Annotated in this window: 27 protein-coding genes; 17 read left to right on the top strand and 10 right to left on the bottom strand. The window is 42.0% G+C overall.

Annotation, left to right across the window (positions count from 1 at the left end):
* Positions 1 to 79: 79 nt before the first annotated feature.
* Both MTBPR1_RS09665 and MTBPR1_RS09660 read left to right on the top strand, forming a co-directional pair.
* On the top strand, positions 80 to 1,825 hold the full coding sequence (locus MTBPR1_RS09665; RefSeq protein ID WP_069188811.1) for a type IV secretory system conjugative DNA transfer family protein: 1,746 nt from the start codon (positions 80 to 82) through the stop codon (positions 1,823 to 1,825).
* A 2-nt stretch (positions 1,826 to 1,827) separates the two neighbouring features.
* On the top strand, positions 1,828 to 2,652 hold the full coding sequence (locus MTBPR1_RS09660) for a replication-relaxation family protein (protein WP_069188810.1): 825 nt from the start codon (positions 1,828 to 1,830) through the stop codon (positions 2,650 to 2,652).
* Here the strand turns inward: MTBPR1_RS09660 and MTBPR1_RS09655 are convergent.
* The 3 genes from MTBPR1_RS09655 to MTBPR1_RS09640 all read right to left on the bottom strand — a co-directional run bounded on the left by MTBPR1_RS09655 (position 2,640) and on the right by MTBPR1_RS09640 (position 5,575).
* The gene (locus MTBPR1_RS09655) at positions 2,640 to 3,494 is read right to left on the bottom strand and encodes a Fic family protein (RefSeq protein WP_069188809.1); all 855 of its coding nucleotides are present in this window, start codon (positions 3,492 to 3,494) and stop codon (positions 2,640 to 2,642) included. The genes MTBPR1_RS09660 and MTBPR1_RS09655 overlap by 13 nt on opposite strands.
* Before the next feature lie 97 nt (positions 3,495 to 3,591).
* Positions 3,592 to 4,560, bottom strand: coding sequence for a tyrosine-type recombinase/integrase (locus tag MTBPR1_RS09650; protein WP_069188808.1), 969 nt, complete (start codon positions 4,558 to 4,560; stop codon positions 3,592 to 3,594).
* Positions 4,561 to 4,945: 385 nt separating this feature from the next.
* Complete coding sequence (locus MTBPR1_RS09640) at positions 4,946 to 5,575, bottom strand: hypothetical protein (protein ID WP_069188807.1); 630 nt, start codon at positions 5,573 to 5,575, stop codon at positions 4,946 to 4,948.
* 177 nt (positions 5,576 to 5,752) lie between these two features.
* Here MTBPR1_RS09640 and MTBPR1_RS09635 point away from each other — a divergent pair, with 177 nt between their 5' ends.
* A complete protein-coding gene (locus MTBPR1_RS09635) occupies positions 5,753 to 6,373 on the top strand; it encodes a tyrosine-type recombinase/integrase (RefSeq protein WP_069188806.1) in 621 nt (206 codons plus the stop codon).
* Between the two features lie 332 nt (positions 6,374 to 6,705).
* On the opposite strand, the gene MTBPR1_RS09625 is transcribed toward MTBPR1_RS09635, so the two are convergent.
* The 3 genes from MTBPR1_RS09625 to MTBPR1_RS09615 are packed head-to-tail and all read right to left on the bottom strand — an operon-like array spanning position 6,706 to position 8,227.
* Positions 6,706 to 7,596 (bottom strand): tyrosine-type recombinase/integrase, encoded by an 891-nt coding sequence (locus tag MTBPR1_RS09625; protein WP_069188804.1) that lies wholly within the window; start codon positions 7,594 to 7,596, stop codon positions 6,706 to 6,708.
* Positions 7,597 to 7,605: 9 nt separating this feature from the next.
* Positions 7,606 to 7,980 (bottom strand): DUF3768 domain-containing protein, encoded by a 375-nt coding sequence (locus MTBPR1_RS09620; protein ID WP_240492878.1) that lies wholly within the window; start codon positions 7,978 to 7,980, stop codon positions 7,606 to 7,608.
* Positions 7,964 to 8,227, bottom strand: a complete 264-nt coding sequence (locus MTBPR1_RS09615) for a hypothetical protein (RefSeq protein WP_126465149.1) — start codon at positions 8,225 to 8,227, stop codon at positions 7,964 to 7,966. Before MTBPR1_RS09615 ends, MTBPR1_RS09620 begins: the two co-directional genes overlap by 17 nt.
* A 293-nt stretch (positions 8,228 to 8,520) precedes the next feature.
* Between MTBPR1_RS09615 and MTBPR1_RS09610 the strand changes: the two genes are divergently transcribed.
* Complete coding sequence (locus tag MTBPR1_RS09610; protein ID WP_165602652.1) at positions 8,521 to 9,222, top strand: response regulator transcription factor; 702 nt, start codon at positions 8,521 to 8,523, stop codon at positions 9,220 to 9,222.
* An 8-nt stretch (positions 9,223 to 9,230) separates the two neighbouring features.
* Here the strand turns inward: MTBPR1_RS09610 and MTBPR1_RS09605 are convergent, their stop codons facing one another.
* On the bottom strand, positions 9,231 to 10,154 hold the full coding sequence (locus MTBPR1_RS09605; RefSeq protein ID WP_069188801.1) for a replication-relaxation family protein: 924 nt from the start codon (positions 10,152 to 10,154) through the stop codon (positions 9,231 to 9,233).
* Complete coding sequence (locus MTBPR1_RS09600; protein WP_069188800.1) at positions 10,138 to 11,523, bottom strand: helicase HerA domain-containing protein; 1,386 nt, start codon at positions 11,521 to 11,523, stop codon at positions 10,138 to 10,140. Before MTBPR1_RS09600 ends, MTBPR1_RS09605 begins: the two co-directional genes overlap by 17 nt.
* A gap of 423 nt (positions 11,524 to 11,946) precedes the next feature.
* Here MTBPR1_RS09600 and MTBPR1_RS09595 point away from each other — a divergent pair, with 423 nt between their 5' ends.
* From MTBPR1_RS09595 to MTBPR1_RS09545, 11 genes are all read left to right on the top strand, one after another.
* Positions 11,947 to 12,195, top strand: a complete 249-nt coding sequence (locus MTBPR1_RS09595; RefSeq protein ID WP_083223012.1) for an SHOCT domain-containing protein — start codon at positions 11,947 to 11,949, stop codon at positions 12,193 to 12,195.
* Entirely contained in the window at positions 12,192 to 12,605 is a 414-nt protein-coding gene (locus MTBPR1_RS09590) for a hemerythrin domain-containing protein (protein ID WP_069188799.1), read from the top strand. Before MTBPR1_RS09595 ends, MTBPR1_RS09590 begins: the two co-directional genes overlap by 4 nt.
* Before the next feature lie 10 nt (positions 12,606 to 12,615).
* Complete coding sequence (locus MTBPR1_RS09585; protein ID WP_069188798.1) at positions 12,616 to 14,910, top strand: heavy metal translocating P-type ATPase; 2,295 nt, start codon at positions 12,616 to 12,618, stop codon at positions 14,908 to 14,910.
* Positions 14,907 to 15,287, top strand: a complete 381-nt coding sequence (locus tag MTBPR1_RS09580; protein WP_069188797.1) for a cupredoxin domain-containing protein — start codon at positions 14,907 to 14,909, stop codon at positions 15,285 to 15,287. Before MTBPR1_RS09585 ends, MTBPR1_RS09580 begins: the two co-directional genes overlap by 4 nt.
* A gap of 12 nt (positions 15,288 to 15,299) precedes the next feature.
* Positions 15,300 to 16,109, top strand: a complete 810-nt coding sequence (gene lgt / locus MTBPR1_RS09575; protein ID WP_069188796.1) for a prolipoprotein diacylglyceryl transferase — start codon at positions 15,300 to 15,302, stop codon at positions 16,107 to 16,109.
* Positions 16,109 to 16,639 carry a ubiquinol-cytochrome c reductase iron-sulfur subunit gene (gene petA / locus MTBPR1_RS09570; protein WP_069188795.1) on the top strand — a complete coding sequence of 177 codons (531 nt, stop codon included), beginning with the start codon at positions 16,109 to 16,111 and terminating at the stop codon, positions 16,637 to 16,639. Before lgt ends, petA begins: the two co-directional genes overlap by 1 nt.
* A gap of 9 nt (positions 16,640 to 16,648) precedes the next feature.
* A complete protein-coding gene (locus MTBPR1_RS09565; protein ID WP_069188794.1) occupies positions 16,649 to 18,118 on the top strand; it encodes an HD domain-containing phosphohydrolase in 1,470 nt (489 codons plus the stop codon).
* Entirely contained in the window at positions 18,115 to 18,585 is a 471-nt protein-coding gene (locus MTBPR1_RS09560; RefSeq protein ID WP_069188793.1) for a c-type cytochrome, read from the top strand. Before MTBPR1_RS09565 ends, MTBPR1_RS09560 begins: the two co-directional genes overlap by 4 nt.
* Before the next feature lie 76 nt (positions 18,586 to 18,661).
* Positions 18,662 to 19,102: a DUF411 domain-containing protein gene (locus MTBPR1_RS09555; RefSeq protein WP_069188792.1), complete on the top strand. Its 441-nt coding sequence runs from the start codon at positions 18,662 to 18,664 to the stop codon at positions 19,100 to 19,102.
* A gap of 136 nt (positions 19,103 to 19,238) precedes the next feature.
* Positions 19,239 to 20,900, top strand: coding sequence for a sensor histidine kinase (locus MTBPR1_RS09550; RefSeq protein ID WP_069188791.1), 1,662 nt, complete (start codon positions 19,239 to 19,241; stop codon positions 20,898 to 20,900).
* Between the two features lie 157 nt (positions 20,901 to 21,057).
* Positions 21,058 to 21,609 carry a Spy/CpxP family protein refolding chaperone gene (locus MTBPR1_RS09545; protein ID WP_069188790.1) on the top strand — a complete coding sequence of 184 codons (552 nt, stop codon included), beginning with the start codon at positions 21,058 to 21,060 and terminating at the stop codon, positions 21,607 to 21,609.
* 97 nt (positions 21,610 to 21,706) lie between these two features.
* Here MTBPR1_RS09545 and MTBPR1_RS09540 read toward each other — a convergent pair whose 3' ends face one another.
* Positions 21,707 to 22,111: a MerR family transcriptional regulator gene (locus tag MTBPR1_RS09540; RefSeq protein ID WP_165602651.1), complete on the bottom strand. Its 405-nt coding sequence runs from the start codon at positions 22,109 to 22,111 to the stop codon at positions 21,707 to 21,709.
* A gap of 90 nt (positions 22,112 to 22,201) precedes the next feature.
* On the opposite strand from MTBPR1_RS09540, the gene merF reads away from it, so the two are divergent.
* Both merF and MTBPR1_RS18385 read left to right on the top strand, forming a co-directional pair.
* Positions 22,202 to 22,417, top strand: coding sequence for a mercury resistance system transport protein MerF (gene merF, locus MTBPR1_RS17850; protein WP_083223010.1), 216 nt, complete (start codon positions 22,202 to 22,204; stop codon positions 22,415 to 22,417).
* Entirely contained in the window at positions 22,408 to 22,617 is a 210-nt protein-coding gene (locus MTBPR1_RS18385; protein WP_083223009.1) for a GDCCVxC domain-containing (seleno)protein, read from the top strand. The genes merF and MTBPR1_RS18385 overlap by 10 nt, the downstream gene beginning before the upstream one ends.
* A gap of 56 nt (positions 22,618 to 22,673) precedes the next feature.
* On the opposite strand, the gene MTBPR1_RS09535 is transcribed toward MTBPR1_RS18385, so the two are convergent.
* Positions 22,674 to 22,868 (bottom strand): hypothetical protein, encoded by a 195-nt coding sequence (locus MTBPR1_RS09535; protein WP_069188788.1) that lies wholly within the window; start codon positions 22,866 to 22,868, stop codon positions 22,674 to 22,676.
* Positions 22,869 to 22,933 lie beyond the last annotated feature (65 nt).

Genomic DNA, 22,933 nt, shown 5'->3' with positions numbered 1-22,933 from the left:
TTCAACAACCTTTTCAGTGACTTTGGTCACCCCGTTATCACCTCATAGTCACTTCTTAATCACGCGAATGGAATGAAAAATGAAGAAAGAAGAAATCATCTATAACCACCTTGGTCTTCCATATCCAGGTAACCTGGGTGCTCACCATTTTGGCTTTCTAAATGTGGGACATTTCAAGCCAATCCAATTAGGGCCAAAGGCCGTTATTGATGTGATGGAACGCTACCTTGACCTCATTGAAAACTTACTTGAAAGCAGCACCTCATTTCCAGAAACACAACAGGTCGCCCAAGATCATAATTTCATTCACTTCAATCTCTATCTCAAAATCTTTCAGGCTTATCGCAGCTACCAACGCGACACTCGATCTGCTGAAAATTTAATTCGTGAAGAGAGCCGTCAGTTCAAACATGATCTCGCGCAACAGCGTGACCCCTTCAGCGACCTAAAGCACCTCTCAGAGGATTTTAAAAACTGCCTTCGTCAACATTATCAGCATATGGATAAAGTTGATGTAAACAGCTACCTCTCGCTTTTGCAGTCCACGAGTTTACCAATCTGTCGCTTTTTCACATCACCGCTCGCCTTCCACCTGCCCGAAGATGAACTCAAACGTCATGTTTTGCTGACAGGGAATAGTGGCGCAGGTAAATCGACCTTCCTAAAAGAGTTGGTCAACTCTTGCGCCAACAACGGTGAAAGCAGTGTGATTGTCATTGACCCAGCAGGCAATATGGCAAGAGAAATAGCAAAGAACAAAGACATCCCCACAGATCGTCTGGTCTACATTGATCCCATGTTAAAGGGGGATACGTTGCCAGTTTTCAATCCCCTTGATCTCACAGATACAAGCGACACCTCCATCCATCTTGCCTGTGAAGAAATTGTCGCAACCTTTCAAGAAACTTTGCGTGGTTCTGGCGGTAATGAGCTCACCAACAATATGCACGCCCTGCTGTATCCTTGCGTCTCCACTCTCTTGCGCCTTGGCGGACAGACCTTTTTCGACCTACAACGTTTTTTGCAAAATGATGAAGAACTCATAGCTGCTGGTTGCGGTTCCCCCAATCAAGCCGTCGCCAAGTTCTTTGAAAAGGCATTTCTGGAAAAGAAGTTCGAGACCACAAAACTGTCGCTTTATACCAAGCTGCAAAGCTTGCTCAATTCCCCTGTATTTGCTCAAATGACCGCAAGGCCAAAATCGACTATTGCGCTTGAAAGTATCATGAGTGAGGACAAAATTCTCGTGGTCAATCTTGCCAAAGGGGCCATTGGCGCGGAAACCTCTGAAGCCTTGGGGCGTTTCTTAATCGCTTCCATCAAAGGGCACATTCAAAAAAGATGCTTGAAAGAGGGAGAGCCACACCCGGTTTTTCTAATTGTGGATGAGGTACAGAACTACGTTTCGCCCTCAACTATTGAAATACTGCGCGAAAATCGTAAGTACGGCCTTCACCTCATCGCTTCAACCCAATTCATCTCAGACATGGACCCGAAAGTACAAGCAGCCTTCCTCAGTGTGACAAACGTAAAAATCACTGGAAAGAATGCCGTTCAAACCTTAAATGTCATGGCGCGTGAAACGGGGGCAAAACTTGAGGATTTACAAAACTTAAAGCTCGGTACCTTTTCCTTCAAAATCGATACCGCCCAGCCCGTAACTGTAAATATCTCAAAACCAACCGAACGGGTTATGAACGCCGAGCAATGGCACGATTTCACAAAAGAACAAATCTCACTTTATTACAGCCCCCTCACAGCACAGGTAAAAACCAAAAAGCCCCGAGATGAGAACGAACAACGCCAAGCTAAATTTGGGTTATAGCCATGCGTATACTGTCAATTAGTGCTTTGGTCGCTTTAGAACATATAGCCGAATATCGTTTTCTAACCGCTGATCAATTGGTTCGATTGGGAGGCTCGCGAACAACTGTGCGCTCTATGAGCAATTTGTTAAAACAACTATGTGAACGAGATCGTCTGATAGGCCAAGCACATTTTGGCGTTCATCCAAAACTAGGTAAGTTCAAAACCATTCACTTCTTAACCCACAAAGGGGCTCGGTTATTGGAAAGCCGGAACTTTCAAAAGCCAATCAAGTTCCCCAAATCAAACATTACTTTATTCCACCGAGACTATTTCCACCGTCTGGTCTGCCTCGATTTCGAAATCAGTTTTAAGCAATGGATTAAACAAAACGGCTATGAATGCCCCATGTTTGAACGCTACTTCGACCCAGTAGACGGCCTTCGATCTAAAACGGAAATAACGATGAGCAACGAAGGAACCCTCATTCCAGATGCCGTTACACTCTACAAAACAGGAGAGCGCAACTTCTGTTTTTTACTCGAAGTCTCCATGGGAAAAGATGCCAAACGGGTCATTGAGCAACTCTACATCCACATTAAAGCCCTAGAAGACGGAAGCCCCAGTAAAACCTTTAATATTCCCCACGGTCATTTCGTTGCCTGTCTCTTTGAACATGAAAGCTGTATGAAATCCGTCATGCAGCATATGCAAAAAGACCAGAGACTTCATCTCTCACTGAAAAAACACTTCTTATTTGCCTGTAAACTTGAACAAGAAGCAACGTTTCGTGATTTAGCTTGGTTCTTATGGGATCGGCAAAAACAGGTTTTTTATGGATTATAAGCCATATCTTCTAAAATCATTTCCTGAGTGATTGCCAAAGATGAGACAATAAACTCTACAAACGGTTCCAGGTTTCCAGTATTAGCCTCTTGGAGAACCTCTAAATATTTTCTACGTTTCTCATTTTTCACAATCGCAGGGGGATAGCCAGCTTTCATTAAAATAAGATTCATTAAAATTCTGGCTCCACGTCCGTTACCATCATCAAACGGATGAATACGAACCAAATTATAATGGGCAACGGCACCTACTGCGATAGGATGCAAATCACCTTTTTGACTTTCAATCCAGTCACAAAGTTTTGCCATTTCAGAAGAAACATGAATAGGTTCGACAAAATGATGAACAGAGCCATCTGTCTGCAACACACGATTGGCCTGTTTTTTATATTGCCCCGGTGTTGCAGGTTTATTGATCTTTTGTCCCTGTTCATTAATAGCAGGTATATAATCCACACCTTTGAGTAACAAGGCATTCAACTCTTTGATAAAGCTTTCGGATACACCTCTGTTATGAGATACAACATCATACAAAAAGTCGATTGCCTCTGCATGGTTCTTGGCATCTACAAAGTCTTTAAACGGCTTCCCCTCAACAGTAAGACCTTCGCGTAAGAAAAAGAGGGTATCACCATAACTCAGTGTGCTTCCTTCAATCGCATTACTGTCGTATGTCCAAGTGATACGCAGCTTCTCTCGAACCGTTTCCCAGAGACTAGGATTTTTCTGTTTTAATGAATTGATTTCGTCTCGTTGCACTTCAGCATGCTGAAGCATGGAAGCCAAGATGGGGCTTACCTCTAACTGGTAATATTTTTCTTGTTGTTCAACAGAAGCCGTCATGCGTTCAGGAGCTTTCTCAGTCACAGTTCAAAGGGTTAGTTAGTAATCAGAGTATAGGCAAGAGCTCACAAAAGAGCAATCTGAGTAAACATACTGCCTATAGATAATTCAGGGGATGGTTATTGATTTGCTTTCTTTTGTGCTCAGAACGGGTTTTCACATAGACCATCGTCGTTTTGATATCGCTATGGCCCATCATATCGCACAAAGCAAAGGCATCACACTGACTTTCAGCCATGAGCGTTGCAAAGGTATGGCGCAGTTGATGAGTTGTAAAGTTGACCCTAGAGGCCTCTTTCACCCTTTGAAACATGCGAGTTAAAGTCCGCACACCTAATTTCTTTTGCTTCTGCAAACTGGTAAAAATGTATTCCGTATCAATACCAAGCTTGCTTCGTTCTTCAAGATAGGCCTGAAGCAGGCGCTTGAGTTCAAACGACAGCGGAATGATGCGATCTTTTTGCCCCTTTCCTGATCTCACAACGACAATGGCTTCTTCAAAATTTACATCATGGAGCTTTAAATTCAATAATTCTTGGCGACGAAGTCCCGTAAATAGAAATGTCGCAAAAATAGCAATATCACGCTTTTTATGAAAAGTAGGATGCCGATAAGTTTTAGGCACAGGCAGATATTGTACACTTTCCAAGACTTGCCGGGCCTCGGTTTCAGATAAGGCTTTAGGGATTGTTCTTGGTATTTTGGGGCGAGGAATATGCTTCAACGGATTTTTAGGGATTAATCGCTTGTTTTCACACCAGTTGAAAAAAGAAGAAAGCGAACCGTAATAGTCCAACATCGTTTTGGGTTTCCAGTTTCGATGTTCTCGTCCCCATAAAAGGAAATCAGTCAAAATCAACTCATCGATTTCATGGAGGTGACGAAGAGGTTTGAACGTTTGAAGAATGCTAAAGCCATCGCGATACCAACGAACGGTATCTTTAGTCAGATTATTGATGTGAGCTGCTTCTGAACAAAACCGATCATGCAGTTCGTTCAAAGTCATGTTTTGAAAGTAAGACATTGTCGAGATAATTAAAGAATAATGACCTCCTGGCGTCGCCATGAGGTCATTGGAAGCTGAAAAAATCTCTAAAATGCCTTAATGGTGGGCAGTACAGGATTCGAACCTGTGACCTCCTGGGTGTAAACCAGAGTGACATTACTTTTTATCACTCTAACTGAGAGTTTTTAGCTTCTTTCTGACCTCTAGGGACTGAGCCACTGAAAAACTTGATGTGATTTCAATGACCTCCTGAGGCCCCTAAATGCTACAGGAAAGATTCTATAAATCAAGGTGAGTTCAAATGGCCCATAAACTCAATCTATATTTTACTCTTGCTTTTGAGAAAAGCAGGAGCAAGGGCAACGAAAAAAGAGGGAAAGCATTTGCTCTCCCCCTTCTCAAATAGGTAGTGCCCTAGAAATATACTAGAACTTATCCTGTATGATTACTTCATTTCAGCCACAAATTCTGTAACTTCGTTGGTATTACGGCGTTTGTGATAGTTTTTCTCCAGCACAACACGCTCTTCTGAAGGTGCATAGTAGTAAGTGCGTTTACGGTATTTTTCATCACAAGATACTTTAAAGGCATCATAGGTTTTTCCAGCCGCCTCAGCTTGCACAACGCCTGTTACTTCGCATTCACGATAATTCGGAGAAACCCGACCTCGTGAACTCGTTGCTGAGAATGTATACTTCACCTTGCTTCCAAGCATCAAAGGCCAGATATTGCCTTCTTTCTTGATGATAGAAGACGTGCCAGTATTCCATTCAGGGTTCGTTCCACATTTATTCCAAGACAGCGTTGGCGCAAAACGATCATCCGTCGTCGCTGTTCCCCAACAACCGTCTGAGACTTCCCATTTAACAGTTTTATCATCAACCATAGTAATGGTCGAAATGCGTTCACTGCCATCGCGTAAGCTTTTAATTTTACGGACCTCGCCAGCTTTCATAAGAACACGCTCCGCCGGAGCTAAGTTCACATTTGAGGCTGGTTTTTCTTGAGTGGTTGTTTGGCAAGCCGCTAAGGCAAAGGCTGTAATAGACACAGCAAGGATAGACAATTTCTTCACTTTATTTCCCCTATTGAGATCATGTTGTTTTCAACACGGCAATAGAGGTAAATTTATTACGTCACACACAACCTATGCATTTCGCCTTCTCCACTACCGCAATCCAAGAGGTTAGCTCCTGCTTTTCTCAAAAGCCGGAGCAGTGGGTGTGACTCAAATAGCCCTTAATGAGACAATATGCTTTTCAAAAAGAAATCCGTGCCATGGAACAAAGGCAAATCCGTCGGTCAGAAAAAACCTCTGACGCTGGCAGAAGCAGATCAGATCAAAACCTATCTAGAAACTGAGGGGAAATTGCGCGACCTTGCCCTCTTCTCGACAGCCTTTGATACCATGCTGAGAGGGAATGACTTACTCAGCATCCATGTTAAAGACGTGCAATCTGCAAATGGCATCGTTCGAGATGAAATTTTCATCCGCCAACACAAAACACGAAGGGAAGTCCTAGTCGGACTATCTCCCTTTACCCGGCACACCCTTGGGCGATGGATTAACCATGCTGCCTTGCATGCAACAGATTTTCTTTTCATTCGTAGAAGAGGGTTTGAGCATCTACCGATCTCCACAGATCAATATCGCAAATTGGTTAAATCCTGGGTCAGTGCCATTGGCTTGGATGCAGTTGATTATAGCTCCCACAGTCTAAGAAGAACCAAGGCTGTGTTGGTTTTCGAGAAATCAAAAAATGTAGAAGCCGTCCGGCATCTTCTAGGGCATCAAAGGCTGTCATCAACATCCGCCTATCTTAATGTGGATAAGCGAAATGCATTGAAACTGGCGGCTGAATTTCAGCTTTGATCGCAGGCGTCTTCAATTGATATTTCTATAGCCTCAATCATCATATCAATTGCGGCTATTGGCGTTCTGTTGGCCTTCCATAGCTTCGCAGTAGACAGTAAGCACTTCAATAATTCAGCATCGGATCGAAGGTTTTCTATGCCTTGTTTTAAATCCTTTCGGATTTGTCGATTTAACATAAGCAAGCAAGTTACGGGATACTTCACTGGAAATTGCCATATCCACCAACGAAAACGTTGCTGTGAAGCACCCCGCAAGGTGCTTTTCGTCGGTAATAGATATGGCAAGTGAAGTTTAGCGAATGAAAAACAATAGGTAAATGCGATTTCAAATTAGTAAAGCGTCACTCCAGAAATCATATCTCCTGCCTCTGTCTGATTATGGCAAACATAGCGCATGGTCACACGAATATCAGAATGTCCAAGTTGTTGCTGCATAATGAAAGGCGAAACGTTGTTTCGAGAAAGGCTAGTCGCATATGTTCGCCTCAAATCATGGGAGGCAAACTTTACGCTTGCAAGTTTCCCGATATGATCCGTTATGCGCCGAAATTCTCGCGGTGTTAGTTTCTTGCCAGATTTACTGGGGAAAACAATTAAGTTTCCCATCTGGTAGTTTTTCTCATGTTCCAACAAATACATGTGGATGATAGAAATTAATTCATCAGTCATAACGACCATGCGATCCTTAGCGCCTTTTCCATTGCGGACGTGGAGGAGTTTTTCACTAAGATTTAAATCGGCAATATGCAAGTTGATGACCTCACTCAAACGCAATCCCGTATGAAGTGGTAACATTATCAAGGCATGATTGCGCAGGCGGAGAAAGGGGTTTCGAGAAGATTTCAGCAAAGCAGCATATAGGATTTTATGCACCTCTTTCAGTTCCAACGCTTTGACAATTGGCCTACTGAGTTTAGGCTTTTGGATACGTTCAAGTGGATTGTCTTTGCTATAACTATTCACAACCAACCATTTGCAAAAGACATTCAGGTTAGAATGATGAATGCGATAGGTTCGCGCTGCCCAATTGCGTTCTTCACGACCATGGAATAAGAAATTTCGCACCAATTCGGTATTGAGTTCAGCCAGCGTACAATCTTTTTTATTCAGGAACTTTAAAAACAAATGGAGGCTGTCATCATATCCCTCAAGGGTACGTGTAGACAGCCCTCGCTCATGTTTTGATTGCCGCAAAAAAGTATCGAAGATCTCTCGAAGCATACGATCAAATTAATATTCTTCCGCCAGCATGATGGTCATAACCCGTTTGGTGATACTGGGGTCCGTTGGATCTTCCGAAAGATACGTCATTGTCTTGTCATAATAATCCACTTTCCAATTGACCCGTTTTCCTGCCACGCTCAAGGCGGCAAAGTCATGTTCTTTGTGTGGATCATTGTCTGGTGAGAAACTATCAAAGTTTCGAACGGCGGCATAAACCTGTTGGCGGATATCACCACTTAAGGCCTGAATACCTTGGGTCTCAACGATCATACCGCCCTGACCTTCTTTGCGAAGGGTATCGTTAAGTTTTGCGATTTTTTCGTGTTTTTCCATAATGAGGAAAGTTAAAGGGTTAAAATCAATTTCATCGACACCGCACATTGTGCAGAAAACGGTCTACAAAGATTTTATAGAAAGTAATCCCTGTTCGCCGATGAAGTTTTGTCTTGATGTAACCCCGGCTTTTTAGTCCATCCAGTGCAGCTACCTGTTGATCAAGCCCCATGGGCGTTTCTTCATAACAAGCATTCAGTGGCACGGGAAAATAGCTATTCTTCAGAAGTTCTTTTTGCTGTTGGGCTAAATAGAAGCGATGCACCAGAAAGCCAAAAAAGAGGGCCTCATTCAAAGACAATGGCCTTTTATGACGCGCAAGCGTGTTCATAGATGTAAAGTTAAAAAAGTAAAATTTGTCCGCAGCGGAAAAAGGCAGAATGAATTCTAAAAGCGTGATACTCAGCAAATACGAATAATTCAAACAGTTTTAAACTTTCCTTTTAGGGAAGGTTCGTCGCATATCCTCATGGAAAATGATCTGTTTAAAAACTTCCTATAAAATTTCTCTAAGAATTTTTGTATATTTTCTCACACTGAACATGAATGGCAGTAATGTTCAAAGTGCATTCTTTAACGCATTCAATCATGAATATTCTTATCGTTGACGATTGTCCAAGAATGGTCAGCCAACTTTCATCACTGTTTAAAAAACACCCTGTTGTTCACAAAGTCGCAGGTGCTAAAAGTTTCACAGAAGCGGTCAATCAATGTAATCGGCTTCATTTCCATATAGTCCTTATAGATTATGACCTACAAGACAATTTCAATGGCATTGATGTTTGTAGGTGGATACGAAAACAAAATCCAGATTGCATCATTATCTTTGTAAGCGGTTTTCCTTCTGCCCAAGTAATGGAAGAAGCTTTTGCAGCAGGCACAAATGATTTCATCAAAAAACCACTCTTACCAAGTGAGGTCCGAATTAAGGTTTTTTATTGGTGGGAATTGATGAAAAGCCAAAAGAACTCAAAAGCCTTTTTGGACTATCATGGGTTGAAATATATTTTTAAGAGTAACGAGTTTTACGCAGATAGACGAGTGCTTCCTTTGACCAAAGGGTTAAAACGACTTCTTCTCCTATTTCTTGAGAAACCTGAAACTGTCATATCTCACGATATTTTACAGCGAGAGGTATGGGGCGATTTTGATACGGCACTCAGGCCACGAAACATCCATGAACGTATCGGTAGCCTTCGACAAAATCTTCCAAATAAATTTGCAATATGGCTGCAATCTATTCGAGGAGAAGGCTATATTCTTAAAAGAGGAAAGGCAGTAAAACTCTGACTGAAGCTTTATTCTAAAAATAAATGTTGCTGCAGAGTTGTTGATCTCAAGCTACCGCCTTCAGCATATCGTCCATAGAATGCTCCTGCTGAAAGCTCTGTAAAATAAGAAATGAGAAAAGCTGCAGGTTTTGGAGGACTGCTTCTAGCAATATTCAAAACTCGCTGAGAAGATGAAGTCACTATTACAATTCGCGCCCCATCAAAATGTTGGAAGCGCTTTCCAAGCCCTTTGATAGCTTCATGCCAATAAGAAAATATGCTTTGGATTTTGATAACTTTGCTTTCGAGATTAGCCCTAATAGCGATATTGTTCTGTAAGGCTTCCCTTAAACTTTCACTCATTGTCACAGGCATGGTTCCCCGGTCTATTTCGAGCAGAAAGAGATATTCTAATTCAGTTTGACAATCACGGATAATGAACAGGCTGTCATTCCTCACAGAAAGAGGCTTCCCATTTGCTAGGACGCATTTCAGCGTGATATTGTTACCGTTATCTAGCTTCTTATACTCTGGCACAAATAGAGCCAACTCAAAACGGTCTTGGCGTTGGATATCTAGCTCTAAGCTAATCCAATAATCGATAATTCCTACGCGATGGGCATAGTCTACAACCAATTGCGGTGCATTTTTGGTCAAAAATTTCGCTTCTTCCAACTCGAAAATACCACTTTGTTGAAGTCGTTGAAATCCCTTGCGCGTTAAAAAATGCAAATCCTCTAGTTTTCCCTTTCGTCCAAAATCATAGGTAGCAGCTTGAACAAAGCCACGCTGTTTCAAGGCTGAGACCGTTTTATAAACACTGTCACGACCAAGCTCCTGAAAACATAGTTTATGAATATGAGTTGTCGTCAAAGAAACTTTATCCCAAAGGTGATAGAGGATCGAAATATCTCTTGGTCTTGTGCCTGTGATTTTAGGGTTTGCGGCCATCCAGGCTGAATTTCTTAAAGTGTAATTCTGGTTTTGTTGGAACAAAGCTATCAAGTTCAAACAGGCGCTTTTGGCGTTGACGTTTCAGATAATCCAAAAGCTTCTTGGTCTCTTCCCATCTTGCAAAAGCATTAAATAACCAGCCCCGACCGAAAGCTTCTTTCTTGATGGCAAACTTGAAGGGAAAGCGTTTGAGGCCAACTCGGTTCTTGCCAGCTTTAATAAAGAATTCTCCAGGGCGAAGCCTTTCAATCATCTCAGGCTTTTCTAGTCTAAGGATGGCTGCAGCTTCTTTTTGATCCTTCCACTTTAAATTCCCATATATCTTCACATTACAGTTATTCACAATAGAACGTTGCTGCTGAGGTGAAATACCTTCCTGATTCAATTCATGATGAGCCAAGGTATAATTCAACCCTGTCTTTCTTGCCCCCGTTAACCCCCGATGAACAGAACCGTTCAAATAATGCTGGGCCTCATCGAAATATGCAAAAAAAGGGTTACAAGGTTTTCCGGACAATAACCGCTCAAAGGCATATTTGCTGAGTAGATTATGAATGATATTGCCAATAGTCTTGGCTTCATAATTCCCCAGAAGAGAAGTCGTTGCTCTCACAACTACAAACTTGTTCTCAGCCAGTATCGCTGCAAAATCTACTTCACATTCAGACGCACAAAAACTTTGATAAATTTGTCTCGGGATCAGGAAATTATTCAAACGAAGCCGTAAGGCATCTCGTGTTCGTCTTGCATTTCCAGACAGAAAATCATTTGTGAAATAATCTTGTAGAGGGGGTGTTGGTAATTGTGAAATGAGCTGCGGTAGCAACAAGTTTCCTTCCGTCGATAAAAGCTTCACTATCCCCTGAAAGGTCGCCTGTGGCAGATAGAACCCCGCAATGAAAATGTTTCGTAACATGACATACTGCGCCTCTGTCAAAACAGGCTGCATGTTATGGCCTAAAGCATCGGTCAATTCACTTGCCAGTCCATCAATGAACGCTTGCCTGATATTAGGATTCTTCGGCAATGGTAATTTAAAAACATTCAGCTGCGGGGGATCTTCATCGAAATTAAGATAGACCAACTGCTTATATGCCTTTGAGGGGTGTGCTAAACTGAAACGCTTATTACTCAAAATCCGTTGAACCATTTCCCCGTGCGGTTCAATCAACAGAAACCCCTTATTTTTACGTACATTCTCGTCAATTAAGAAGGTGATTGCAGAACTTTTCCCACCTCCTGTCGAGGCTAGAATATGGGTATGCTTCAGCCGTTCTTTGTCTAACCTCAATTGCCAGCTTGCGAAGAAATTAGACAGAATATTTTTGAAGATCACCGCGATATAAGCTTGCCCAAACCCAACCAAACAAAGCAGCCCCAAACATATCCCGCTTCCCACTAATACGGTTATGCGGAGCGGTAAAAGTAACAGCCAACGAATGACGAAGACAATTTTCAAACCAGAATATTAAGGACAAGAGTAACAACTTTACCAACCCAAATCTAAGCTTCCACTAGAATTCCAATGGTTTTCCAATGATAAGCAAATACGCTGGAAACAGCTCTGCTTTAAGAATTGCTTCTTAGGTGTTTAGGTACTCCGACAGATGCCTTAAATTCTGGGTTATACTCTCAAAACAATGTGACAAAGTTTGTCAAACCTCATCCCCGTCAAGTTTTGTCACCATTCCACCTTTCTCCAGACATACTCCAGCAACATTGATGGCGTTAAATTGTATTTGAAGCAGCAGATGGTCTGTTGATCTTTAAAAGAACGTTGGAGGTTGTCATGTGGGATTCTGGTTGGACGCACCATGCTATGTACGGCGATGGTAGCTGGTTCGGTTTCATGGGAATGCACGGAATATTTATGCTGATTTTGGCTGTTCTCGCTGTTGTCTTGGTTATTTCCCTTTTTCGACAAGGCACAAAAATAGTGGGCCATGACCCGGCTCTAACGGTTCTTGGTGAGAAATATGCCAAGGGTGACTTGTCACGAGATGAATATCTTCAGAAGAAAAAGGACTTGAAGGTATGATGATGGCAAATGAGCTTGAAAAAAACACGGTTCGCTTTATTGACGCAAACAAAGAATGTTTGGAATTTCTGACAAGACATTATTTTGATCCTGCTGTCGCTTGTCATGATCAGAACAGTTCCTGCCCAAGGATTGAAGATACGTTACGCTTTATCGAACGAAACTTTGAGCGTGAAGAATTTTTAATCAGAGCATCTGGTTACAAAGCTTTTGATGAACATAAAAAAGACCATGAAGTTCTGACAAAAGCTCTCAAACGTATCCAAAAGAAATTCAAATGTAATGAATATGACAATGCGATTGTTGTTGATGAAATCAAAAAGTGGATTTCACGTCATACAGCGGAATTTGATCATGATTTCATTCAGTATTGGGCTGAAAACAATGGCCTTTCAAAGCTGAGTGAATAAAGGAGTTCCCATGCTAAACGCTCATCAAAGCACTTCACACAGTACAGATATTCGCTTAGGCGTAAAAGGTATGGGATGTGCATCGTGTGTAGCCACGATTGAAAATGCTCTAATGGAGCAAGCTGGTATTGTTAAAGCTGAAGTTAATTTTGCAGCTTCTATTGCTGAAATTAGTTTCGACCCTGAGAAAATTTCTCCCCCCGTAATTCGACAGGTAATTTCGGATGTTGGGTATTCTGCTGTTGAACCCAGAGATGACAGCGATAAAGCCATTAAAAAAGAAGAAGCAGAGAAGAAAGCCGAATATGATACCTTGATGAAGAAATTTTGGTTAGCAGCCGTAGTCTCTATCCCAAATGTTCTGCTGATGTATCCTGATGTGATACCGGGGCTGACAGCCTTGATGCCTCCAGAAAGTCTTACCAGAACAGCCGTATGGGCTGTGCAGGGACTTTTGACAACGTTTGTTTTGTTTTGGTCTGGCTCTCAGTTTTTTACTGGTATGTGGGCGGCCCTCAAACATCGTTCAGCCAATATGCACACCCTGATTTCTGTAGGGGTCAGTGCTGCTTATGGATATTCAATTGTTGCAACAGCTTTACCTTCAGTCTTCCCTAAAGAAGCTGCAGCTGAACCGTTCTGGGATGTTACCACTGTTGTCATAGCCCTAGTTGTTCTGGGACTGGCTATGGAAAGCAAAGCAAAAGGGAAAACGTCTGAAGCCATTAAAAAACTGATTGGAATTCAGGCTAAGACAGCTCGCGTTATTCGAAATGGTGTTCAGAAAGAAATTCCTGTTGAAGAAGTTTTAGTCGATGACATCGTTCTTGTGCGCCCTGGTGAAAAAATCCCAGTCGATGGGATTGTTACTGAAGGAGCCAGCAGTGTAGATGAGTCAATGATCACTGGTGAACCTATTCCGGCAGAAAAAACCGTAGGTGAAGAAGTAATTGGCGCAACGATCAATAAGAACGGGACCTTTTATTTTCGTGCAACAAAGGTTGGAAAAGATACCGCGTTGGCTAATATCATTCGACTTGTTCAACAGGCACAAGGGTCAAAAGCCCCCATCCAGCGTATCGTTGACCAAGTTTCAGGATATTTTGTGCCAACAGTAATGATCTTGGCAATCCTGTCCTTCATGGCCTGGTATAATTTTGGTCCTGAGCCTCGTTTTATCTTTTCCATTATTGCGTTGGTGACCACCCTAATTATCGCGTGCCCCTGTGCCCTAGGGCTCGCAACACCGACCTCTCTAACGGTCGGAATTGGTAAAGGTGCTGAAAACGGCATACTGATCCGATCAGGTGATGCCTTGCAAACAGCAGAAAAGATCAATGCAATTGTACTTGATAAAACCGGTACCATTACGGAAGGCAAACCGGTTCTCACAGACTTAACGGTCATGCCGAATTTTCAGGATGGTGATGTTTTAAAATCAGCCGCAGCTTTAGAACGTATGTCCGAGCATCCACTGGCTGAAGCCATTGTTGAAGGTGCGCAAAATGCGGGTCTGAATATTCCTGAAGCAAAAAATGTCAGTGCAGTGACAGGCCACGGTATTACTGGCACTTTGGATAAACGCCATATTCTGATCGGAACAGGCAAATACCTGAGAGATAATGATGTTGTAACAGATGGCCTTGAAGACATTGCCGATATTTATACCCCTCAGGGCAAGACACCGATCATGATTGCTATAGATGGGAAACCAGCGGGTGTCTTTGCTGTTGCAGACACCGTAAAAGAAGATTCCAAGGAAGCTATTGAGCAGCTTCATCGCATGGGCTTGGAAGTTTATATGATCACCGGTGACAACACTGTTACCGCCAATGCCATTGCGAAAGAAGTTGGTGTTGACCATGTCTTAGCAGAAGTTCTACCCGAACAAAAAGCTCATGAAGTTCAGAAGTTGCAATCCCAAGGTAAAGTTGTTGCCATGGTCGGAGATGGTATCAATGATGCTCCGGCACTGGCAGCAGCCGATATTGGATTGGCAATTGGCAGCGGCACGGATGTCGCTATTGAAGCAGCAGACATCACACTGATCAAAGGCAGCCTAAAAGGTGTTGTCACTGCGATGAATATCAGTCGTGCGACCATGCGTAATGTAAAACAAAACCTTGTAGGTGCCTTTGGCTACAACGTGCTTGGTATTCCTGTTGCAATGGGGCTGCTCTATCCCTTCTTTGGTATTTTACTTTCACCAATCCTTGCTGGTGCAGCTATGGCCCTGAGTTCTGTCACAGTAGTCAGTAATGCCAACAGGCTTCGTTTTTATAAACCGAAAGGAGTGCAGTCATGACTTTAGATCAAATTATTGTCACTCTGACAGGCTTTTTCCTGATCTGTATGATCATTAAGTTTTTCTGGATGAAAGGGAAGAAAGCCTTACCACTTACCCCGCTTATTGATGGCATTCAAAAGCAACTGATTATCGTAAAAGGTGGCTATACACCGGACACCATTATTGTGAAACGTGATGTGCCAGTACAGCTAACATTTCGCCGTGAAGAAAATTCATCTTGTTCTGAAATGGTACAGCTTCCAGATTTTGAAAAAAGTCTGAAACTGCCAGAGGGTGAAGATGTTTCAGTTGAATTTACACCTACGAAAATTGGTGAATTTGAATTTGCCTGCCAGATGGGGATGCTGCGCGGAAAATTGATTGTAGATCTGTAAAGGAAGAGACTGATGCCATTCCCAGATATAGATCCAATTCTTATTCAAATCGGACCCTTTGCAATTAGATGGTATGCGTTGGCATATATTGCTGGCCTGATGTTGGGATGGGCTTATATCAAATGTATGTGTGAGCGTTTCAAACACCCGATTACACGTGATAATTTGGATGACTATTTGTTCTGGGTGGTTCTCGGGGTTGTACTCGGTGGTCGCTTTGGGTATGTGCTTTTCTATAATTTAGATTTCTACATAAATAATCCACTGGCGGCCTTGCAGGTGTGGAAGGGCGGAATGTCTTTTCATGGTGGCTTCATTGGCGTGGTTATGGCGACATACCTCTTTGCCCGCAAACATAAAATTGAAGTGATGCTCTTAGCCGATCTTGTTGCGATAGCTGCACCAATTGGTTTGTTCTTTGGACGAGTTGCTAATTTTATTAATGGTGAATTATACGGGCGGGTAACCGATGCGCCCTGGGGTGTTATTTTCCCAAACGGAGGTGAGTTTCCGCGTCACCCAAGTCAACTTTATGAAGCGGCACTAGAAGGAATTATTCTATTTATCTTTCTAAACATGTTAGTTCGTTTTTCTATGATCAGAACTCGCCGGGGGCTGTTAACAGGAGTTTTTCTGATTGGATATGGTCTGGCCCGAACAATTGTTGAGCTGTTCAGACAACCTGATAGCCATATCGGTTTTTTAACAGGGGGAACAACCATGGGCCAATGGTTGTCTATTCCAATGATTATCATTGGGGCTTTGTTAATCGGAAGTGCCATTTTTTATAAAGGCACTTCAAATCAGAAGGAGGTATCGTGATGAGCACATTTCCTCAATCACCCCCTAGACGAGATTTTTTACTTATTGGGACTGCAGCAGTTGGTGTAACTGGAAGTGCCATGGCTCTGTGGCCCTTTATTGATTCCATGAACCCTGCAGCAGATGTGAAGGCTCTAGCGACAACGGAAGTCGATATTGCCCCTATTGAAATAGGCCAACGCATTACGGTTGTCTGGCGAGGCAAGCCAGTTTTCATTGTTCTCCGCAGTGAAGAGGAAATCAGACGTATTCGCGATGAAAGCCTTGATCTCGTTCGCGTACCTGAAGCTGATGAAGATCGGGTTCAAAAAGCAGAATGGTTAGTTGCCATTGGCATATGCACGCACCTTGGCTGCATTCCTTTGGGACAAAAGCCGGGTGACCCGCTTGGTGAGTATGGTGGATGGTTCTGCCCATGCCATGGGTCTCATTATGATGGATCTGGACGTATTCGCAAAGGACCCGCCCCACGAAACTTGGACATTCCACCATATACATTCAAATCAGATGAACTCATCGCTATTGGGTAAGGAGTAAATATGCCTGCATTACAAGATATGGTTCATTTTAAAAGTCGTTTCAGTATGGGAAAAATATTTGCAAATTTGTCTCTGACCCAACGTGTGATGACTATTATCTTTTTTGGTATTTTGTTTGTCGGCATTACGATTGCGATCATGCTTGAAAATGAGCACCACAAATCCGTTTTGCAGCAAAATAAAATGCAGGCTGTTACTTTTTTGTATGGCATTGAACGAGACTTAATTGAGACGGAAGCTAATGATCCAAAGGTTCTCAATCAAATACTTCAAAAGGCTGCAACCCATAGAAATGGTGAGCTGGAATTTAGTCTCTTTAGCCTATCTTTATTGAATGCTGAAGGAGGTGTAGTAACAAAAACCAGTCAAAGTAAAGAACATCAGATGGTCATGGGGCAAACCCAAGGGGCAGACTTCGATAGTATGGCGGGTCATCACGTCCAACTCCTTCAAAAAGAAAACAGCCCATTTGCAGGGGGAGAGGTTCAGTATTTTCATGATGATAAAACAGGTCAAAAAATTACAACCATGACTGTTAGTATCCCAGTTAAAAATACAGATTATATTCTGTCAGCTAATCTTGACTTGAAGAAAACGATGGCGGCGATTGAGCAAACAGACCGCGTGTTTGAGCAGACTTTATTTGGGTCTTTCGCAATTGGATTTTTGGTGCTGTACGGTGTTATTGATTTTGCAATTCGCAAAGGTCTGGTTAATCCCATCAGAAAAATATCTATTGTTACATCTGATATATCGCATGGAAATTTTTCAGCACGAATTGGAGACCTTTGCTGTCCCGAATTACAACATCTTGGTACTTCGGTTGATCGTATGGCTGAAAATATCGAACAGCTCATTTCAGAGCAAGAAACGGCATACCTTCAATCTTTGAAATCATTAATGAAAGCTTTGGAAGCTAAAGACCCCTATACGGCCCAGCATTCCGCAAGAGTGGCCAAGTTTTCTGTATTACTGGGCAAACAGGTTGGTCTGCCACCAAAAGAACTAAAGCTGTTAGAAAAAGGAGCACTTATGCACGACCTTGGGAAAATTGGTGTACCTGATAATGTTTTGAACAAACCAAGTGCTTTGGATGATGCAGAGTTTTTACAAATGAAATCTCATCCTGTCACAACAGCCAAAATCATGAAGCCGTTGTCTCGGTTCAAGGAATTTGCCCAAATTGCTGCCTGGCACCATGAAAGGTGGGATGGCAAAGGATACCCTGATGGCTTACAGGGCGAAGAAATTCCCATTTTAGCTAGAATTGTATGTATTGCGGATACATGGGATGCAATGACAGGAGACCGCATATACCGAAAAGGCATGTCGCAAGAAAAGGCAATATCAATCATGGAAAATGAAAAAGATAGTGGTCAATGGGACCCATACCTTCTTCAAGAATTTATTTCCCTTATTAAAGAGAACAATCAACCAAGTATAGAAATGGAAACAAGGCAATCAGCATGAATAAGAACGCAATAGCACTTTCAGTTGCAGTTGTTTTTACAATTGGGGCCGCAACAGCAGCATTCCTTCACAACACTGAAAATTCAGGTGTCGCAGATCCTAATGACCCGAAACAGGTTGCCTTGGGTAAGACAATATATGCCGATAATTGTGCATCATGTCATGGTGTGAATTTGGAAGGCGAAACAGAAGATTGGAAATCCACAAAAGAAAACGGCACGTTATATGCCCCTCCCCATGATGATACGGGGCATACATGGCATCACGGGGATGCTTTACTGTTCCAATATACAAAAGAAGGTGGCCAAGCGATTGCCGGCCCTGATTTTCAAAGTGGCATGATGCCATTTGCAGACGCGTTAACAGACGAGGAAATCTGGGCAGTTCTAGCCTTTATAAAAACATCCTGGACGGAGCAACAGCTCAATCGCCAACAGATGATGACAGAGCGAGAAAACGAACAGTAAACAATGAATGTAATAGTCACATTATCAACACAATGATTTTGTTTTATGTTTGGCGAACATGGGAAAGGAACAGATCATGTCGTACTTAAAATCCATCGCTATTGCCTCTGCATTTTTTCTGGCCGGATTAGGTCATGCTTCTGCCGCACAACAGGAAATAACCGTTTATAAATCTCCCTGGTGTGGTTGTTGTACCGCGTGGAGCGAACATATGCGTGAGAACGGCTTTAAGGTTACAGAGATCAAACGTGAAGATATGGACACAATCAAGAGAGATCTTGGTGTCCCGGAACAGCTGGAGTCCTGCCATACAGCTATGATCGATGGTTATGTTGTTGAAGGTCACGTACCCGCTGACGATGTGAAGAAATTATTGACAGAACGCCCAAAAGCAAAAGGCTTGTCAGTTCCTGGTATGCCGATGGGGTCTCCGGGAATGGAGCAGGGCAATCAAAAAGATCGATATACCGTAATCATATATGGTGACGAAGGTATGGGTGCTTTTGCGCGTCATTAAATATGCAATACGTATTATATAAGTTTTATCTTTAGAATAATTCAATGATCTTATGTAATGCGTATAAGGCAAATGTTTTATAAGCTAGTTATATTTCAGCTAGTGTATGATTAGGCATATTTTACGGGCGGAGTTAATGAGCATAATTTGCATACGCAAAGACTTCTTAGCCGTTTTTTTTCTAACCGTTGCAATCATCGCTGTGTCTTCTGTATTTGCATGGACCAGTTATACGGAAACGGTAGACTATAAAACGGAACGAAATAGAACGATCCTTAAAAGTCTTTTTGAGGAACGCTTGCGTACGTTAGAAAAGCTTACAGTTGATTATTCTTATTGGGATGACACTATTGAGCTTGCTCTGCTGAATAAAGATGCAAGTTGGGCCAATAATAACATTGGGAATTACATACTGAATGCCTTTGGTCTCGCGAATTCATATTTGATTGATCATGAAAATGTGACTGTTTTTTCATTTGGGAACAGACACGAGAGTCGATTGAAAAAAGTTCAAAGCAGTTCAAAATATCACAATGCCTTGAAAGAAACTGTTCGACAACTACGTACCAGCCCTGCTGCGTCAGGTTTTTTCCATGAAATTGAAGATAGAATATTTCTGGTTGCAATTAGCGCCTTAACGTATGAAGAACGACTGGGGGAGCGAACTAATAACGAAAAAGCAGTTCTGGTTCTATTAAAAGAAGTCACTGAAAAAAACTTAAATGATATTTCAAATGGATTTGAAATATCAGGCCTGACCTATTCTGATAATTCTAAAAAGAATGCTATTGGTGTGCATATTGTAGAGGGAGCGCAAAAGCCATCAATTTACTTTACACAAGAAAATTCATTCTGGAAAAATTCTGCTCATGTATTAATCCCATTATCATTAATACTTCTTCTTTTGGTATTCCTTGCGCGTTTGGCGCTAATGAGATCGAATTTATCTCATCACCTTAATGAAGAGCTTCAATCTAAAAATGCTGAGCTCTTGCAAGTTAACCAAAACCTTGAGAACGAAATCAAGGAACAAATAAAGGAAATTAATCAACAAAAAGAGCTGGCAGAAAGTGCAAACAGAAAAAAGAGCACCTTTCTGTCAACTGTAACGCATGAACTGAAAACGCCCTTAAATAGCATCATGGGTTTTTCACAAATGCTTCATAGCAATAAACAAAAAAATCTCAACAAAACACAATTAAGCTGGGTCGAACAAATATTGGATTCAGGATCAATGTTATTATTAAACATTAATGACTTACTTGAATTCTCACGCATTGAAAATGCTGATATCAAAAACACACCTGAAACGTTCCTGCCCAGAGAAGTTTTTAAAGAGTGCTACGATATCATCAACCCTCTGGCAAAAGATAAAAATATTAAAATCTCAGGTGTTCCTGAAACTGACCGGTTACTGCACGTTGATAGAAATAAGTTAAAACAGATTTTACTGAATTTGATAGGCAATGCCGTTAAATACAACGAACGAAATGGATTTGTGAAGTTTGGTTGTCGAGGTCTTGGCGCTGATAAAATTGAACTATACATTGAGGATAACGGCATAGGGATTCCGAAAGAAGACTTAGAACATATCTTCGAGCCCTTTTACAGGGTTCCAAATGTTGCATCCCGAATTGAAGGCACGGGCATTGGCTTATCTATTGTTAAAAACAACATTGAAATAATGAATGGTGAGATCCGTGTAGCGAGTACCGAAGGTGAAGGTACTTGTTTTACTGTTCATTTACCCGCCCATAATGTTGACACTCAAAAAGAACCTCATCATTTTGATATTTAATTCTCCTAATCTAATGCCATAGTGAACAGCGATGTGATAACTGACAAACTTTGTCACAATTTCCCTGTTTTCAGACATACGCGCGTTACATGAGGCTCCTATAATATTAAACATACAGGAGCTCAATAGCTCATCACTTTGAAATAGGGGAAGTACGATGAAACGCACATTTTTAATTACCTCAGCAGCCGCAGTCGCTATCGTTGCCGTTGCTTCTTTCACCGCGTTGGCTCATGGCCCAAGTAATGGTCAAATGATGGGCGGTGGTATGATGGGAATGATGGGTGGAAATGGTCATATGGGCCAATACACACAAGTCAAACCCGCAACCCTGGATGAGCTTGAGAAAAACCTTGAGCTAACTGATAAGCAAAAACCCGCTTGGGAAGCATATGTAAACACCGTCAAAGACGTTGAAGAAAACTTTACAGCTTTTCACGAAAGTATGGATCCGCAAGCGATGCACAAAATGACAATTGAAGACCGCCGCGTCTTTATGCAGAGTGTGTGGGAATCCCGAAATGAAGATTCAAAAGCTCTACAAGCTGCACAAAGCAAGCTGTTTGAAGTTCTGACACCTGAACAAACTAAAACTCTGAAAAGTACCCAAACCTTTGCAGGCATGCCTTGTGATGCCAATGGCTGGCAAGGTGGTATGATGAACAACACATCTTATATGATGGGCCCAGGCATGGGATACCAACGCTAAGCCCATTGGAGCGGGGAGGAAACCCCCCTTTATCTAAACTCCGTTTCCTCCTCGTTTTTCTACCTTCCATGCGATGTTTAACTCATGTTTTCCCTTATCAGTCTTTAATGGATTGATAAGGGAAAACATGGTCCACAAAGGCACAATCTGGTTGATGTTCACCATGGCATTCCTTGACAGCATAAAGGAGAGAAGCTTCCATTTGTTGGAATTCCAAGATACGTTCTCGGATCCTGGTTAACTGTTTTTCAGCTATGTTTTTTACTTTTTTACACGAGACGTTCTGAGTGGAAATCATTGCTAAAAGCTCAGCGATTTCATCTAGGCTAAATCCCAAGCTTCGGCTATTGCGAATAAAAGACAGTTGTTGGACATGAAGTGCTCCATATTGCCTATGACCACCATTGGTACGCGGTGGAGCCGTTAACAGCTTTAATTTTTCATAATGGCGAATAATTTCGACGCTGCAATTGCCAATTTTCGCCAGTTCACCAATACCCATTATTAAACCTAAAAAAATGCTTGAACCTGTAATCATTACAGATTGTATGATGGATTTTATCGATATCAAAATCACAAATACGAGAGCACAATGAATGATAAATCTTGGTTAAAAACAGGTGTCGTAGGCAGCATTGCAATGGCTATATGCTGTTTCACACCTTTTCTTGTCATTGTTCTAGGCGGTATTGGTCTTTCTGCTTGGTTAGGATGGATTGATTGGGTTCTTCTTCCCTCTTTAGGAGGTTTTGTTCTCATTACAATCATCGCCCTGCTAAGACTTAATAGAAGGAGGACATGCAAATGACAATTCTTGAAACAACAATTACCTGCCCGAAATGCGGACATCAAGAGAAAGAAACAATGCCTACAGATTCATGCCAGTATTTCTATGACTGTAAAGGCTGTGGAACAGTATTGAAACCACATCAGGGAGACTGTTGTGTTTATTGTTCTTATGCAAACATCCCTTGCCCACCCATTCAAGAAGGAAAATGTTGTTCTTAATTTTCAGGATGTTGAACCCGGACAGTACGAGTATGGCATGTCCGGGATTTAGTTTTTCATGATGATGTAGCTGGGGTAAGGCTTGGTACAGCCTCTTCATCCTCTTTGTTACCACCACAACAGCTATTCTGTTGTTCTTCATCAAGTTGCTTTGCAAGTTCTTCAGCAAAACCAGGTCCATTGTTTGTATCTGAGCCGACCATTCCTGTTTGGATCACAGTTGCGGCTGAAGCACCAATTTTATCAACCATGTTTCTTCTCCTTAACTTTATGAAAATGCGTGTTTCAGTGGGTCGATTAAACAGGCAAAAGTATT

The sequence above is a fragment of the Candidatus Terasakiella magnetica genome, from assembly GCF_900093605.1.
In the GTDB taxonomy this organism is placed as follows: domain Bacteria; phylum Pseudomonadota; class Alphaproteobacteria; order Rhodospirillales; family Terasakiellaceae; genus Terasakiella; species Terasakiella magnetica.
The sequence above is the reverse complement of the archived record's forward strand: the minus strand, read 5'-3'. Positions and strand labels throughout refer to the sequence as shown.

What these genes read in the sequence shown, in the direction of transcription:
- MTBPR1_RS09550 (WP_069188791.1), top strand. Translation starts at nt 19,239, where the DNA reads ATGAGCATAATTTGCATACGCAAAGACTTCTTAGCCGTTTTTTTTCTA.
- MTBPR1_RS09610 (WP_165602652.1), top strand. Translation starts at nt 8,521, where the DNA reads ATGAATATTCTTATCGTTGACGATTGTCCAAGAATGGTCAGCCAACTT.
- merF (WP_083223010.1), top strand. Translation starts at nt 22,202, where the DNA reads ATGAATGATAAATCTTGGTTAAAAACAGGTGTCGTAGGCAGCATTGCA.
- MTBPR1_RS09605 (WP_069188801.1), bottom strand. Translation starts at nt 10,154, where the DNA reads ATGGCCGCAAACCCTAAAATCACAGGCACAAGACCAAGAGATATTTCG.
- MTBPR1_RS09585 (WP_069188798.1), top strand. Translation starts at nt 12,616, where the DNA reads ATGCTAAACGCTCATCAAAGCACTTCACACAGTACAGATATTCGCTTA.
- MTBPR1_RS09555 (WP_069188792.1), top strand. Translation starts at nt 18,662, where the DNA reads ATGTCGTACTTAAAATCCATCGCTATTGCCTCTGCATTTTTTCTGGCC.
- MTBPR1_RS09620 (WP_240492878.1), bottom strand. Translation starts at nt 7,980, where the DNA reads ATGTGCGGTGTCGATGAAATTGATTTTAACCCTTTAACTTTCCTCATT.
- MTBPR1_RS09590 (WP_069188799.1), top strand. Translation starts at nt 12,192, where the DNA reads ATGATGATGGCAAATGAGCTTGAAAAAAACACGGTTCGCTTTATTGAC.
- MTBPR1_RS09595 (WP_083223012.1), top strand. Translation starts at nt 11,947, where the DNA reads ATGTGGGATTCTGGTTGGACGCACCATGCTATGTACGGCGATGGTAGC.
- MTBPR1_RS09625 (WP_069188804.1), bottom strand. Translation starts at nt 7,596, where the DNA reads ATGCTTCGAGAGATCTTCGATACTTTTTTGCGGCAATCAAAACATGAG.
- MTBPR1_RS09565 (WP_069188794.1), top strand. Translation starts at nt 16,649, where the DNA reads ATGCCTGCATTACAAGATATGGTTCATTTTAAAAGTCGTTTCAGTATG.
- MTBPR1_RS09660 (WP_069188810.1), top strand. Translation starts at nt 1,828, where the DNA reads ATGCGTATACTGTCAATTAGTGCTTTGGTCGCTTTAGAACATATAGCC.
- petA (WP_069188795.1), top strand. Translation starts at nt 16,109, where the DNA reads ATGAGCACATTTCCTCAATCACCCCCTAGACGAGATTTTTTACTTATT.
- MTBPR1_RS09545 (WP_069188790.1), top strand. Translation starts at nt 21,058, where the DNA reads ATGAAACGCACATTTTTAATTACCTCAGCAGCCGCAGTCGCTATCGTT.
- MTBPR1_RS09665 (WP_069188811.1), top strand. Translation starts at nt 80, where the DNA reads ATGAAGAAAGAAGAAATCATCTATAACCACCTTGGTCTTCCATATCCA.
- MTBPR1_RS09580 (WP_069188797.1), top strand. Translation starts at nt 14,907, where the DNA reads ATGACTTTAGATCAAATTATTGTCACTCTGACAGGCTTTTTCCTGATC.
- MTBPR1_RS09540 (WP_165602651.1), bottom strand. Translation starts at nt 22,111, where the DNA reads ATGGGTATTGGTGAACTGGCGAAAATTGGCAATTGCAGCGTCGAAATT.
- MTBPR1_RS09560 (WP_069188793.1), top strand. Translation starts at nt 18,115, where the DNA reads ATGAATAAGAACGCAATAGCACTTTCAGTTGCAGTTGTTTTTACAATT.
- MTBPR1_RS09650 (WP_069188808.1), bottom strand. Translation starts at nt 4,560, where the DNA reads ATGGCGACGCCAGGAGGTCATTATTCTTTAATTATCTCGACAATGTCT.
- lgt (WP_069188796.1), top strand. Translation starts at nt 15,300, where the DNA reads ATGCCATTCCCAGATATAGATCCAATTCTTATTCAAATCGGACCCTTT.
- MTBPR1_RS09635 (WP_069188806.1), top strand. Translation starts at nt 5,753, where the DNA reads ATGCTTTTCAAAAAGAAATCCGTGCCATGGAACAAAGGCAAATCCGTC.
- MTBPR1_RS18385 (WP_083223009.1), top strand. Translation starts at nt 22,408, where the DNA reads ATGCAAATGACAATTCTTGAAACAACAATTACCTGCCCGAAATGCGGA.
- MTBPR1_RS09655 (WP_069188809.1), bottom strand. Translation starts at nt 3,494, where the DNA reads ATGACGGCTTCTGTTGAACAACAAGAAAAATATTACCAGTTAGAGGTA.
- MTBPR1_RS09535 (WP_069188788.1), bottom strand. Translation starts at nt 22,868, where the DNA reads ATGGTTGATAAAATTGGTGCTTCAGCCGCAACTGTGATCCAAACAGGA.